General features: G+C 61.6%; 13 protein-coding genes. 5 read left to right on the top strand and 8 right to left on the bottom strand.

Annotation, left to right across the window (positions count from 1 at the left end; translation table 11 throughout):
- Nucleotide 1 precedes the first annotated feature (1 nt).
- The 3 genes from ASD52_RS15175 to ASD52_RS15165 all read left to right on the top strand — a co-directional run bounded on the left by ASD52_RS15175 (nt 2) and on the right by ASD52_RS15165 (nt 3,385).
- Complete coding sequence (locus ASD52_RS15175; RefSeq protein ID WP_025426036.1) at nt 2-739, top strand: 16S rRNA (uracil(1498)-N(3))-methyltransferase; 738 nt, start codon at nt 2-4, stop codon at nt 737-739.
- A gap of 144 nt (nt 740-883) precedes the next feature.
- On the top strand, nt 884-2,257 hold the full coding sequence (locus ASD52_RS15170; protein WP_025426035.1) for a glutamate--cysteine ligase: 1,374 nt from the start codon (nt 884-886) through the stop codon (nt 2,255-2,257).
- Between the two features lie 300 nt (nt 2,258-2,557).
- Nucleotides 2,558-3,385 carry a DUF937 domain-containing protein gene (locus ASD52_RS15165; RefSeq protein WP_057211571.1) on the top strand — a complete coding sequence of 276 codons (828 nt, stop codon included), beginning with the start codon at nt 2,558-2,560 and terminating at the stop codon, nt 3,383-3,385.
- Between the two features lie 353 nt (nt 3,386-3,738).
- On the opposite strand, the gene ASD52_RS15160 is transcribed toward ASD52_RS15165, so the two are convergent.
- A complete protein-coding gene (locus ASD52_RS15160) occupies nt 3,739-4,029 on the bottom strand; it encodes a DUF1127 domain-containing protein (RefSeq protein ID WP_057211569.1) in 291 nt (96 codons plus the stop codon).
- Nucleotides 4,030-4,237: 208 nt separating this feature from the next.
- Here ASD52_RS15160 and ASD52_RS15155 point away from each other — a divergent pair, with 208 nt between their 5' ends.
- On the top strand, nt 4,238-5,188 hold the full coding sequence (locus ASD52_RS15155) for a LysR substrate-binding domain-containing protein (protein ID WP_025426032.1): 951 nt from the start codon (nt 4,238-4,240) through the stop codon (nt 5,186-5,188).
- A gap of 263 nt (nt 5,189-5,451) precedes the next feature.
- Here ASD52_RS15155 and ASD52_RS15150 read toward each other — a convergent pair whose 3' ends face one another.
- From ASD52_RS15150 to ASD52_RS15130, 5 genes are all read right to left on the bottom strand, one after another.
- Nucleotides 5,452-6,327: a dienelactone hydrolase family protein gene (locus ASD52_RS15150; protein WP_025426031.1), complete on the bottom strand. Its 876-nt coding sequence runs from the start codon at nt 6,325-6,327 to the stop codon at nt 5,452-5,454.
- A 242-nt stretch (nt 6,328-6,569) separates the two neighbouring features.
- Entirely contained in the window at nt 6,570-7,598 is a 1,029-nt protein-coding gene (gene adhP, locus ASD52_RS15145) for an alcohol dehydrogenase AdhP (protein WP_025426030.1), read from the bottom strand.
- A gap of 304 nt (nt 7,599-7,902) precedes the next feature.
- Complete coding sequence (locus tag ASD52_RS15140) at nt 7,903-8,319, bottom strand: MAPEG family protein (RefSeq protein WP_025426029.1); 417 nt, start codon at nt 8,317-8,319, stop codon at nt 7,903-7,905.
- A 104-nt stretch (nt 8,320-8,423) separates the two neighbouring features.
- Entirely contained in the window at nt 8,424-9,926 is a 1,503-nt protein-coding gene (gene guaB, locus ASD52_RS15135) for an IMP dehydrogenase (protein ID WP_057224776.1), read from the bottom strand.
- Between the two features lie 197 nt (nt 9,927-10,123).
- Entirely contained in the window at nt 10,124-11,116 is a 993-nt protein-coding gene (locus ASD52_RS15130) for an MBL fold metallo-hydrolase (RefSeq protein WP_025426027.1), read from the bottom strand.
- Between the two features lie 180 nt (nt 11,117-11,296).
- Here ASD52_RS15130 and ASD52_RS15125 point away from each other — a divergent pair, with 180 nt between their 5' ends.
- Complete coding sequence (locus ASD52_RS15125) at nt 11,297-12,706, top strand: DHA2 family efflux MFS transporter permease subunit (RefSeq protein ID WP_025426026.1); 1,410 nt, start codon at nt 11,297-11,299, stop codon at nt 12,704-12,706.
- Between the two features lie 4 nt (nt 12,707-12,710).
- On the opposite strand, the gene ASD52_RS15120 is transcribed toward ASD52_RS15125, so the two are convergent.
- Nucleotides 12,711-13,094, bottom strand: a complete 384-nt coding sequence (locus ASD52_RS15120; RefSeq protein WP_025426025.1) for a VOC family protein — start codon at nt 13,092-13,094, stop codon at nt 12,711-12,713.
- 3 nt (nt 13,095-13,097) lie between these two features.
- Complete coding sequence (locus ASD52_RS15115; RefSeq protein ID WP_025426024.1) at nt 13,098-13,835, bottom strand: RlmE family RNA methyltransferase; 738 nt, start codon at nt 13,833-13,835, stop codon at nt 13,098-13,100.
- Between the last annotated feature and the right edge of the window lie 78 nt (nt 13,836-13,913).

Genomic DNA, 13,913 nt, shown 5'->3' with positions numbered 1-13,913 from the left:
CATGCGCGCCAATTTTCGCATGCAGCGACTGTTCGTGGAACATGCACTCCATGCCGGTGCAACCCAGGAGACGACCAAGGAACAGTTCAACTATTTGATCAACGTGCTCCGCTACGAGGAAGGCGGGTCCGTCCTCGTGTTCAACGGCCGCGACGGCGAATGGCGAGCCGAGCTTTCGCTCCCGACCAAGAAGCGCCTGATCCTGACTGCCGTCGAGCAGACACGTCCGCAGCCGGCACCTTGCGATCTCGTCTATCTCTTTGCACCGCTAAAGGTCGGCCGCCTCGACTACCTCGTGCAGAAGGCCGTCGAGATGGGCGCCGGGGTGCTCCAGCCGGTGATGACGCAACATGTTCAGGGCAAGATCGGCAACCTCGACCGGGTGCGCGCCAATGTCGTCGAGGCCGCGGAACAATGTGGCGTGCTCGGCATACCCAGTGTCGAAGAGCCCCGCCGGCTTGAGGACCTGCTGCAAAGTTGGCCCGCGGATCGGCGCATCATCTTCTGCGACGAAGGCAGCAACAGCCAGAATCCGCTACCGATCCTGAACGGCATTAAGGAAAAGAAGCTGGCACTGCTGATCGGGCCCGAAGGCGGTTTTTCCGACAGCGAGCGAAGCCTGCTGCGCAGCCTCGATTTCGTCACCGCCATTCCTCTTGGCCCCCGCATTCTCAGGGCCGATACCGCAGCGGTTGCGGCCATGGCGGTCATACAGGCAACGGTCGGTGATTGGCACTAACCGGTCGTTCGCACGCAAGCGCGGCGCATACTTTTTTTGAACAGATCTTGAAAGAAATTGACTTGCACCGCACCTGAATACGGTTCAAGCAGCCCCATCCACTTCCGCTGACCGGCGGAACCGCTCAAGCAAAAGAAGACGCTCATGGCCCGAGATACCACCGACCAGACGCCGGTAACCTCTGTCGCTGACCTGACCGCTTATCTGGCGGAGGGCTCGAAACCGGAGGAGCGGTTCCGGATCGGAACGGAGCACGAAAAGTTTGCCTTCTTTAAGGCGGACAACAGCCCCGTGCCCTATTACGGCGACGCCAGCATCCAGGCGCTGCTCAACGGTATGGCTGCAAAGAGCGGCTGGGATCCGATCGTTGACGAGGGCAATATCATCGGTCTTGCCGAGCATTCCGGCAACGGGGCGATCTCGCTGGAGCCGGGCGGTCAGTTCGAGCTCTCCGGTGCGCCACTCGAAAACCTCCACCAGACTTGCAAGGAATCGAACCAGCACCTCGCCGTCCTGCGCGAAGTGGCCGAGCCACTCGGCATTCGCTTCCTCGGCATCGGTGGCAGCCCGAAATGGACGTTTGACGAAACGCCGCGCATGCCGAAATCGCGCTATGGCATCATGAGCCGCTACATGCCCAAGGTCGGCACCAAGGGTCTCGACATGATGTATCGCACCTGCACGATCCAAGTGAACCTCGACTTCTCCTCGGAAGAGGACATGCGCCGCAAGATGCAGGTGTCCTTGAAGCTGCAGCCGCTGGCGACCGCTCTGTTTGCAAGCTCCCCCTTCACCGATGGCAAGCCGAACGGGCTCCTGTCCTGGCGCGGCGATATCTGGCGCGACACAGACAACCAGCGCTCCGGCCTTCTGCCTTCCGCTTTCAAGCCGGACTTCGGCTTTGCGGACTATGTCGAATGGGCGCTCGACGTGCCTATGTATTTTGTCGTTCGCGACGACCACTATCACGACTGTACCCATGTCACCTTCCGTCAGTTCATGGGCGGAGCGCTCAAGGGCGAGATCGCCGACTGGCAGCCGAACATGGGCGACTGGACCAATCATCTCTCGACCCTCTTCCCCGACGTGCGCCTCAAGCGCTTCCTGGAGATGCGGGGCGCCGACGGCGGCCCCTGGCGTCGGATCTGCGCTCTGCCTGCCTTCTGGGTCGGCCTGCTTTACGACGGCGAGGCGCTCTCTGCCGCCGAAGCACTCACGCGCGACTGGACCTTCGAGGAGGTCGGCTCACTGCGTGACACAGTGCCCGCCCAGGCGCTCAACACAAAATTCCGCGCCGGCAGCCTCTACGACATCGCCCGCGAAGTCGTTTCGATCTCGCGCGGCGGCCTGAAGCGACGCAACCGGCTGAACGGCGACGGCATCGACGAAAGCCAGTTCCTCGCACCGCTCGACGAAGTGCTTGCCAAGAAGGCAACGCTCGCCGAGGATCTGCTGTCGCTCTACAACGGCCGCTGGAATGGCTCCGTCGATCCGGTCTTTGCCGAGTACCAGTACTGAGCCGGTAAGCCTGCCATTACAGCGCCGCGCGTCAGGCATGACGCGCCCAAGGACGCTGTAACCGCTTAAACTTGCTGCATAATTTCGTCCTTAAATCGAGCCGGATTTAAGGAATTATGCAGTAAAAAGCGGTTTCCAGCCTCCAATTTCCCGGTATAGTGCAACGATATGCGTCGCTTGCAGCGCCGCGCATCAGACATGACGCGCAAAGGACGCTGCCACGCTTTACACTTGCTGCATCATTTTCCCCTTAAATCGTTCCGATCTAAGGAATCAGGCAGCAGCCGAAGGGAACCGGGGATGGCACCGCTTTTTGACATGTTCACGCAGGCGCAGAACGGACAGGCCACGGAGCTGATGGCTCGACAATTCGGGCTTGCGCAGGAGCAGATGGCGAAAGCTACCGCAGCGCTGCTCCCGGCCTTTTCCGCCGCCTTCAAGCGCAACACCACAAACCCCTACGATTTCGGCGCGCTGCTGACGGCGATGTCCAGCGGCAGCTATGCCAAATACTTCGAGGACGTGAGCCAGGCATTCACGCCGCAAGGCATGGCCGACGGCAACGGCATCCTCGGCCAGCTCTTCGGCTCCAAGGAAATGTCGCGCGCGATCGCGGCCCAGGCAGCCCAGGTCACCGGCATCAGCCAGGAGATCTACAAGCAGATGCTGCCGGCCATGGCCGATACGTTGATGGGCGGGCTGTTCAAGCAGGCGACGGGCCAGTTTGCAGGCGCGAACGTCGCCTTTGCCAACAATCCGATGGCAACGATGATGCAGCAGTGGATGCAGGCGGCCGGCCTTGCCAGGAAGCCGGAGCCGCAGGCCAACCCCTTCGACAATCCGTTTACGCAGGCGATGCAGGACTTCTTCGGTGCCGGCAAGAAAGAAGAGAAGGCCAAGGCGCCCGACCTCTTCGCCGATAATCCCTTCATGAAGGCGTTCCAGGACATGATGCAGACCGGCGCCGGCACGACAGCCAAGCCGGCTGCTGACAATCCTGCCGTCGCCCAGTTTTCGCAGATGATGAACAGCATGTTCGACAGCGGGCTGGAAATGCAGAAGGAATATCAGAAGAACATCGAGGCGCTGTTCGACAGCTACAAGACCGGCACCGGCGACAAGGCCTGAGCTGGATTAGAGCATTTCCAGAAAAAGTGCGAAGTGGTTTTCCGCCTGGAAATGCGTAAAAACAAAGAGATAGAGCGTTTCTGCGACTCCGTCTAAACCGGAAACGCTCGACGACGCTACCCTCACCAATCCGGCACCTGCTGGAAAAGAAAAAGGCCCGGTACATGTCTTGGTTCATGTACCGGGCCAAGCGGCAGGGTCTATTGGCTCTACCCTGCGGGGAACGTTTGGGCGCGCGATAGAGGCAGCAGCACCGAAACTTCGAAATTCGTAGCATGACCCGCGTTGGCGGCAGCTTGCGCGGATCATGCTCGACTGGCGCATCTCAAGCGGCGGGATGCGCCATAGGGAAATCAATCGTGACGGATCCCCTTGTAGAAGAGGCTCACGCGGTTTCGCGACGCACGCGTCAGATAGCTGGCGGGATTGTCGAAGAAGGGCGAGGTGATCGCCTCGTGCACATCTTCGCGCCGTAGCCCCATATCGAGCAGTTGGCGGTCATCCAGCTCATTCAGACGCGCAATCTGGCATCGGCTTCGAAACAGGCGCCATGCAGCCGTCATCACGCCGATAACGCCAGCGGCGCGGGAGGCATAGGCCTGCTTTCCGGCAACGAGGTCGAGGACGTGGTCGGTCGTGCGCATGACGGTACTCCTTTTTTCAGGCACGAAGGGACCCGTCCCCTGCGCGAGGTCAAACGCAGGGGTGGGCCAGGGAAGTTGGGATTAGCCGGCACCTGTGCCGGCCGGGATCAATGAAATTTGCCCCTGATAGATCGCAAATCCTTATTGATCAGTCCAACGAATGTTTTTAATGATATTCATCAAACAATCTTATGGGTGTATCACGGCCATGTCCGCACCGCTTGACATTGATCAGCTGCAAACCTTTGTCGCGATCGCCGACACGGGCAGCTTCACCAAGGCCGCCGACCGGGTTTTCAAGACACAGTCGGCCGTATCCATGCAGATGCGGCGCCTGGAAGAGCGCATCGGCAAGCCGTTGTTCATGAAGGACGGGCGCGGCAACCGCCTGACCGTCGAGGGTGACCGGCTGCTCAACTTCGCCCGCCGGATGATCCGTCTCAACAACGAGGCGATGGCCTCCTTCGACGACAATCGCCTCGAGGGCACGCTGCGCATCGGCACGCCTGATGACTATGCCGACCGCTACATGCCGGAGATCATCGTGCGGTTTGCCAAGACGCATCCGAACGTCGAGCTCTACATCATCTGCGAACCTTCGGTGGATCTTGCGGAGAAGATGGCCAAGGGCGATCTCGACATCGCACTGGTTACGCACAATCCACGTGCCCGAGCCTCGGACGTGGTGCGCACAGAGCCGCTCTGTTGGGTAAGTTCGATCAACCATCCGCTGCCGGAAAATGCGCCAATCCCGCTTGCGGTCGGCCGACGCGACTGCCAGTGGCGGCAGGCGGCCTGCGCCGCGCTCGATGCGACCGGCAAGGAATACCAGATCCTGTTTACCAGTTGGTCCTCGACCGTGGTCGCGGCCGCCGTGCTTGCCGGCATGGCGGTTTCGGTCCTGCCGGAATCGGCGCTGCGTCCGGGCATGAAGGTGCTGACGCTTGCGGACGGCTTCCCGGCGCTGGCTCCAGTGCAGATCGGCATCATGAAGCGGCCGGGTCTGTCGCCATCGCTATCGAATGCGATCACCAACCACATCACCGCCTGCCTGGACAACATCACGCCGATCACCGTCAACGACGACATCGACGGCGATATCAAGGGTTTTCCGCGCTATCCGCGGCTGCGGCAAAGCCACATGCTGCCGGGCTGGTAAGCATTTTTCGACACTTAGCAAAAAGGCCGCGCTTCCCGTGGGAGGCGCGGCCTTTTTTATGCGAAACGAGACGGGAGGGAAGAGGCGGACCCAGTGCCCGCCTCTTCTCCCCGCTTACAAGGTAGCGCTGCTGATCGCGCCGCCTTCATAGGCGTGAGCGGCTAGATCATTTCACTGTTTCATCGAAACAGTGAAATGATCTAACTCGTTGAAATAACGCAATTCCGGACGGGAAACCGTTTCACACTCTTCCTGGAATTGCTCTAGCCGAGCTTCGCCTTCAGAAATTCGACAGTGCGGCTCCAGGCAAGATCGGCTGCGGCCTTGTCGTAGCGGGCGGCCGACGTGTCGTTGTTGAAGGCGTGGTTGACGCCGTCATAGACATAGATCGTCGCGTCCTTGCCATTGTCGGTCAGCGCCTTGCGATAGGCTTCGATACCCGCATTAATGCGTTCGTCGAGGCCGGCATAATGCAGCAACAGCGCCGCCTTGATCTTCGGCACGTTCTCGGCCTTGGGCTGCGCGCCATAATAGGCGACACCCGCCTTGAGATCGGGCGCATTGACCGCAAGCCGATTGACCAGTCCACCGCCCCAGCAAAAGCCGATGGCGCCGACCTTGCCGGTCGACTGCGCGTGCTCTTCGAGGAATGCGACGGTTGCCACAGCATCCGCATTGGTTTCGGCGGCATCGAGCGCGCCGATCATCTCGCGTGCCTTGTCCTCATCCGCCGGCGTGCCGCCCGATGGCGACAAAAAATCCGGGGCGAGCGCGATGAAGCCCTCGAGCGCCATGCGGCGGGCGACATCGCGAATATGTGGATTGAGCCCGCGGTTCTCGTGGATGACGATGACGGCCGGCAGCTTTCCGGTCATGTTTGCCGGGCGGACCAGATAGCCCTTCATGTCGCCGTCGGCGCCGGGATAGGAAATGTCCTCGCCGATGATGCGATTGTCGGTATCTGCGATCATTTCGGCCTTGGCGCTGCTAGCAGCAAGCAAGGGGGCAATTGATGCTGCGGCCGCGGCAGAGCCGGCAAGTGCGGTCAGCGTTTCCATGAAACGGCGGCGATCAAGACTGAGATGGGTGTACTCGTCGTAAGCGTCGATCATTGCCTGCGTGATGACGGGTTTGTTCATGACGGCCTCCTTCGGTTTCTTCTCCTCAACAGCGCCGCGCGTTAGATATGGTGCGCCAAGGGCGCTGTAAGGCTTTAAACTCGCTGCATGATTTCTCCCACAAATCGGTTCCGATTTAAGGAATTATGCAGTGGCGGCAGCGCGAAAGATTACCGCCCGCGACAGAATAGGTCAGCGGGCGGCATCGAACATACAAACTTGCGTTACCGCTTGGCGGAAAGGCACACTTCGCAGCAGGCGGATCAGCCGGCGAGATCAAGCACAATGCGGCCATCGATCTTGCCCTCTTCCATGCGCTGGAAGATGGCGTTGATGTTCTCGATCTTGTCCCAGGTGAAGTGGGAGGCGACCTTGCCCTCGCCCGCAAACTCCAGTGACTCCTCGAGGTCCTGGCGGGTGCCGACGATAGAGCCGCGGATGGTGATGCGCTTCAGGACCGTATCGAAGATCGGCACGCACATCTGGCCAGGCGGCAGACCGACCAACGCCATCGTTCCCTTGGAGCGCAGCATGTTGAAGGCCTGCTCCATCGCCTTGGGTGCCACGGCCGTCACCAGCGCGCCGTGCACGCCGCCGGTCGCCTTCTGCACCTGCTCGACCGCATCCTTGTCGCGCGCATCGACGACGAGATCGGCGCCCAGCTTTCCCGCCAGCGCCAGCTTGTCGGGGAAGATATCGACGGCTGCGACATGCATGCCCATGGCCTTGGCGTATTGAACCGCCATGTGACCGAGACCGCCGATGCCGGAGATCAGCGCCCATTCGCCGGGGCGCACTTCCGTTTCCTTGAGACCCTTGTAAACCGTGACGCCGGCGCAAAGGACGGGCGCCGCCGGGCCGAACTCGAGCTTATCAGGCAGCCGGCCGACAAAGTCCGGATCGGCCAGGCCATACTCCGCGAACGTGCCGTTGACCGAATAGCCGGTGTTCTGCTGGCTGCCGCAGAGCGTCTCCCATCCGGTCCGGCATGGCGTGCAACCACCGCAGGCGGTGTGCAGCCACGGCACGCCGACGCGGTCGCCTTCCTTCAGCCGCTTGACGCCGGAGCCGAGCTTGGCGACATAACCGACGCCCTCGTGGCCGGGGATGAATGGTGGATTGGGTTTTACCGGCCAGTCACCGTTCACCGCATGCAGGTCGGTATGGCAGACGCCGGTCGCCTGAAACTTGATCAGCACCTGGCCGGGACCGGGCACTGGTATCGGCATTTCCTCGATCACGAGCGGCTTGCGGAATTCGCGCACCACGGCGGCTTTCATCGTTGCGGTCATATCGATCTCCGATGCTGTCTTGTTCGACGTCGGCGCAAAGGCCTTTGCCGGGCACGCGAGGCGCCAGCGACAAAGCTACGCTAACGACAGCCAGACTATCCGCAAAGTCGTGACGGGTACTTGATACGCATCAAGGCGCGAAGTTCATGTCGGAAAGTGTCGCAGATTTGCGTCAGTCGTGCCGGAGCGGCACCCGACCCAAAGCGCCGCGCGTCTTACCAGACGCGCAGAGGTCGCTGTAGCGTTTTGAATTGCTGCCTGTTTTGTCCTGAAACCGGCTGCGATTTAAGGAAACACGCAGCCATCAGTTCATCGCCATCCAGACGGAAAGCCAGATCCACATCCCACCGAGTGCAGCCACGCCGACCATGAACAGCGGTCGGCGGTAGCGGATGCGGTTGCTGGTGACATGGACGAAGGCATGCAGATAGCGCGAAGCAATGAACACCCAGGCGAGCGCCAGCGAGACGATATTGTCAGCCTCGGTGATGTAGAGAAGCACGCAGCAGACGTGGAAAAGCACCGGCAGTTCGAACTGGTTGGCGATGCTGTTGCGGACGACCAGGCTCTCGCCCGGCTCGTCGCGGTTCTCGCGAAACTGCGAAACCGAAACCTTGCCGGCCCGCACGAGACCGACGCGGCGGATCGACAGCAGGGCATAGAGGACGAAAACGAGCAGCACATGCGCCACCATCGGCCGGAAGATCTCGAAGCCCGTCACCGCTCTTACTCCACTCGACACAACCAAACAGGAAAACGGGGGCGCCGGATGGCACCCCCCATCAGGAAAAACGGGGGCGCCGGCCGGCGCCCCCGGGAGGACTCTTAGTGCGAGCCCGGATAGTTCGGGCTTTCGCGGGTGATGGTGACATCATGCGCATGGCTTTCCCGAAGGCCGGCGCCGGAGATGCGCACGAAGGTGGCGCGCTCCTGATAGTCCTTGATCGTCGCGCCGCCGACATAACCCATCGACGCCTTGAGGCCGCCGGCGAGCTGATGCAGAACGCCGGACACAGGGCCCTTGTAGGGAACCTGGCCTTCGATGCCTTCCGGTACGAGCTTCAGCGTGTCGCGCACTTCGGCCTGGAAATAGCGGTCGGCCGAGCCCCGCGCCATCGCGCCAACGGAACCCATGCCACGATAGGCCTTGAACGAGCGGCCCTGGTAGAGGAACACTTCACCTGGGCTTTCGTCGGTACCGGCAAGCAGCGAACCGACCATGACGGCGGAAGCGCCGGCGGCGATCGCCTTGGCCAGGTCGCCCGAGAACTTGATACCGCCGTCGGCGATGACGGGAATGTCCGCGGCCTGAGCGGCTTCGACAGCAGCCATGATCGCGGCCAGCTGCGGAACGCCGACGCCGGCCACGATACGCGTGGTGCAGATCGAGCCCGGACCGATACCCACCTTGACCGCATCGGCACCGGCGTCGATCAACGCCTTGGTGCCATCAGCGGTGGCGACGTTGCCGGCCATGATGCGAACCGAGTTCGACAGCGTCTTGACGCGGGTGACCGCATCGAGAACGCGCTGCGAATGGCCGTGCGCGGTATCGACAACAATAAGGTCGACGCCGGCGTCGATCAGACGTTCGGCGCGCTCGAAGCCATCATCGCCGACGGAGATGGCGGCGGCGACGCGAAGACGGCCCTGCGCATCCTTGGAGGCGTTGGGGTTCAACTGCGACTTCTCGATGTCCTTGACGGTGATGAGGCCGACGCAACGGCCGTCGCCGTCGACGACCAGAAGCTTTTCGATGCGGTGCATGTGCAGCAGGCGCTTGGCCTCCTGCTGGTCGACGCTTTCCTTGACGGTGATGAGGTTTTCACGCGTCATCAACTCGTAGATCTTCTGGTTCGGATCGGAGGCGAAACGCACGTCGCGATTGGTGAGGATACCGACGAGACGGCCCTGCTTCTGGCCACCGTTGCCGCCGTTTTCAACGACCGGGATACCGGAAATGCCATGGATCTTCATCAGGCCGAGGGCGTCCGCCAGGGTGCCATCGGGACCGATCGTCACCGGATTGACGACCATGCCGCTTTCGAACTTCTTGACCTGGCGGACCTCTTCGGCCTGCTCGACCGGCGTCAGGTTGCGGTGGATGACGCCGATGCCGCCGGCCTGTGCCATGGCGATCGCCAGGCGTCCTTCGGTCACGGTATCCATGGCCGAGGAAAGGATCGGGAGGTTGAGGTCGATATCCTGCGCGATGCGGGTAGAGATGTTCGTCTGTCCCGGCATGACTTCGGAATGCCCGGGCTGGAGCAGAACGTCGTCGAAGGTCAGAGCCTCCAGACCGGTTGCCGTTTCGATGATACGCGCCATGGCCAATTCCCTTCAATAAACGAAAATCCCCGGGAAACGGGCTGCGATTTGCCCACCGGGTGACTTCAAAGCTTTTCTTGGAAGTTGGCGAGGGCTCGTAACACGGATATGTCAGGATGAAAATAGCAAAGCCCGGGAAATGTCCCGGGCTCGACCCATTGTTGTTGCATGGCAACATTTTTGCCCGTCCGCAAAGCTCAGATATCGAGCTGGTAGCTCGCCGGCACGAAGCGATAGCCCTGGTCGTGCACTTCCACGAAACCGACGGCCGGGAATGGCATGTGGTAGCCGATGAAGGGCAGTCTTTCGTTCGCAATCATGTCGAAGACCTTGCGGCGCGAGACGGCAGCCGCTGCCTTGTCCATGTCGAAGCGCACCTCCCAGTCCGGCCGCTGCAGCGACAGGACATAATGATTGGCGGTATCGGCCGTCAGCATCATCGCCTTGCCGTCCGATTCGAGACGGAACACCATGTGTCCGGGGGAATGGCCGAAGGCAGCCATCGCCGAAATGCCCGGCGCCACGTCGGCGCCGTCGCCGATGAACGTCGCCTTCTCGGCGAGCGGCACGACCTTTTCCAGCACACCCTTATGGCCACCCTCGGCCGGCGTGCCGACCCGGGCCGGGTCCTTCCAGAAGGCATATTCGGCCTCGCCGATGATATAACGGGCATTGGCAAAGGCCGGCTTGCCGCCCTCCATCAGGCCGCCGATATGGTCGCCGTGCATATGCGTCAGCACCACCACGGAGACGCGCTCGGGCGCGTAGCCAGCCGCGCGGATGCCGTCGATGAGGCGGCCGGAACCCGCTTCCCGTCCGGCTTCGCCCAGGCCGGTGTCGAACAGGATCACCTCGCTCCCGGTATCGACGAGAACAGGCGAATAGCTGTTGAGCAGCGCGTCGGTTGGAAGAAAATTCTTGGCCAGCAATTCGGATACGGCCTGTTCCGACTGGTTCGTGCCGTAGGTCTCATGCGGCCTGGCAGAGACGCGCGTGCCGTCGCTGATGACAACAACCTTGAGCGCGCCGAGTTTGAGAGCCCGGATGGGCGTTTGTGCTGATTGCATGTTCCGGTTGTCCGCTTTTTCCTGCGCTGCGGCAGATCCCACCATGATTGAGGGTGCCGCCAATACACCCGTTGTCCCCGCCGTCATCAAGGTGCGGCGGTTCATCGACATGTCGCTCGTCATCATTTTCTCCCGAAATCGCAGCTTCGGTTCCATCACCCGGCCAGAACTAGCGTCTTGACAGCAACGGACAGGCGGGATCACAGGCTTTTGATCCACAATCGTCGGTTTGGTCCCGACAAAGCCATCGCAAGCGCTAGCTTGGAGCCGAGCTGACGCTGACCACGCCCAAGGCAAATTCGCATGAACCGTATCGTCCCGATGATCCTAGCCGTCGCGCTCTTCATGGAGCAGATGGATTCCACCGTCATTTCGACATCGCTGCCGGCTATCGCCCGCGACATCGGCGTCGGGCCGATCACGCTCAAGCTGGCGCTGACCGCCTATATGGTGTCGCTGGCGATCTTCATCCCCTTGAGCGGCTGGATGGCCGACCGTTTCGGCGCCAAGAAGATCTTTCGCGCGGCGATCCTCGTCTTCATCGCTGGTTCAATCCTTTGCGCCATCTCCGACAGCCTGCTCGCCTTCGTGCTGTCACGGTTCCTGCAGGGCATGGGCGGTGCGATGATGACGCCCGTCGCCCGCCTCGTCTTGGTGCGCAGCGCACCGCGCAGCGAGCTCGTCTCGGCCATGGCGCTGCTCACGATCCCGGCGCTGGTGGGGCCGCTTGCCGGGCCGCCGCTCGGCGGCTTCATCACCACCTATTTCTCCTGGCACTGGATCTTCCTGATCAACGTGCCTGTCGGCATCGCCGGCTATATCCTCTCCGGCATCTACCTGCCCCACATGGAACCCCGCAATCCGCCGCCGGTCGACATTGTCGGCTTCCTGCTCGGCGGCATCGCCGCATCCGGCGTCGTCTTCGGCCTGTCGGTCATCAGCCTGCCGGCGCTGCCGCCGATCATCGGTATCGGCTCGGTCATCACGGGTGTGATCGCCACCCTGCTTTACATCGTCCATGCCCGAAGCCATCCGCACCCGATCCTCGACCTCAAACTGTTTCAGGACAGCGCGTTTCGCGCCGCCCAGATCGGCGGCACGGTATTCCGCATTTCCGTCGGCGCGGTGCCCTTCCTGATGCCGCTGATGCTGCAGGTCGGTTTCGGCCTCAACCCGTTCCAGTCCGGGATGATCACCTTCATCGGCGCGGTCGGCGCGATCACCACCAAATTCTATGCGCGCCGCGTGCTCGCCTTCGCCGGCTTCCGCACGACGCTGATCATCGCCGCCATCATTGCAGCGGTCACCACCTTCGCCAACGGCTTCTTCACGCCGGCAACGCCCTATCTGGTGATGGTCACCATTCTCTTGATCGCCGGTTTTGCCCGCTCGTTCTTCTTCACCAGCGTCAACGCACTGTCGTTTGCCGATATCGACGATGCGGATGCCAGCAAGGCGACATCGATGAGCGCGGTTCTGCAGCAGATCAGCCTGGCGCTCGGCGTGGCCGTTGCCGGCGCGATCCTCGAAATCGAGACCTCGCTCAGCGGCGGGCCGCTGCAACTCGACAACTTCCATACTGCCTTCATGATCATCGCCATCGCCAACCTTCTGGCGGCAATCCCGTTCCTGACAATGGCGAAGAATGCCGGCGCATCCGTTTCCGGCCACAGGCTGCCCGTGCGGGAAATCGAAACGACGGCAGGAAAGTGAAAGATTATTCCGGCCGTTCGCAGACGGCAGACAGCTTGTTGCCATCCCGGTCGCGCACGAAGGCCGCGTAGAAATGCGCGTGGAACGGCCTGAGGCCGGGGGCGCCCTCGTCCGTGCCGCCGTTGGCAAGTGCTGCCGCATGGAAGGCATCGACCGCCGCGCGCGTTTCGGCTTCAAGCGCGATGGTCGCTCCATTGCCAAAGGTCGCAGGCTTGCCATTGAACGGTGTCACCACCCAGAAGCGGCACCTGATATCGCCATCGGCGCTGTAGCCGATTTCGGTCTCGTCCTGGCGCTGACGGCGGTATCCGAGCGTCGCCAGAACCGGGTCGTAAAACACGCCCGCGCCGTCGAGATCGTTGGTGCCGACCGTCACATAAAGCAGCATGATTTAGTCCGCAGCCTCGTCTTCCATCGGTTCGTCCGTGTCGGTGACGCGGCGTCCCTTGAAGCCCTTGGCGAGCAGGAACATTTCCACCGATTCGGCACGCGAAGACGCCGGCTTGATGTGGATGACCTGGCGGAAATTCTGTTTGAGCATGTTGAGCAGATCGCGCTCGGTGCCGCCCTGGAAGGTTTTTGCCAGGAAATGCCCACCTTCTGCGAGAACGTCGACGGCGAAATGGGCTGCGACTTCGCAGAGATGCATGGTACGGAAATGGTCCGTCTGGCGGTGTCCCGTCGTCGGCGCCGCCATGTCGGAGATGACCAGATCCGGCGTGCCGCCGATCGCTTCCATCAGCTTCTCAGGCGCCTGCGGGTCGAGGAAGTCCATCTGCAGGATGCGAACGCCCGGCAGCGGATCCATCTCCAGGAAGTCGATCGCTGCCACACGCGGATCGCCATCCGTCGAATTGGTCACCTTGGCGGCGATCTGCGACCAGCTGCCGGGAGCGGCACCCAGGTCGATGATGCGACGGGTGCCATTGAGGATCTTGTGCTTCTCGTCGATCTCCAAGAGCTTGAAGGCCGCGCGCGCCCGGTAGCCTTCGAGCTGGGCGCGCTGGACATAGGGATCGTTGATATGGCGCTCGATCCAGCGGCGGGACGAAGCCTTGAGCTTGCCCTTCTTGACCTTCTGACCAAGCTTTCGACCGCTGCGGTTGCCGCCAACAGGAGGTTTCGTCATGTCTTGTTTCCTTCGTGGCGGCGACTGCCGCACATCCCTTCGGACGCACCGGGCCTGCCGTATCTGCAGAAGTTATCG

The sequence above is a fragment of the Ensifer sp. Root142 genome (assembly GCF_001426785.1).
GTDB lineage: Bacteria > Pseudomonadota > Alphaproteobacteria > Rhizobiales > Rhizobiaceae > Ensifer > Ensifer canadensis.
Note: the sequence above shows the minus strand (reverse complement) of the source record. Positions and strands in the feature narration are given on the sequence as shown.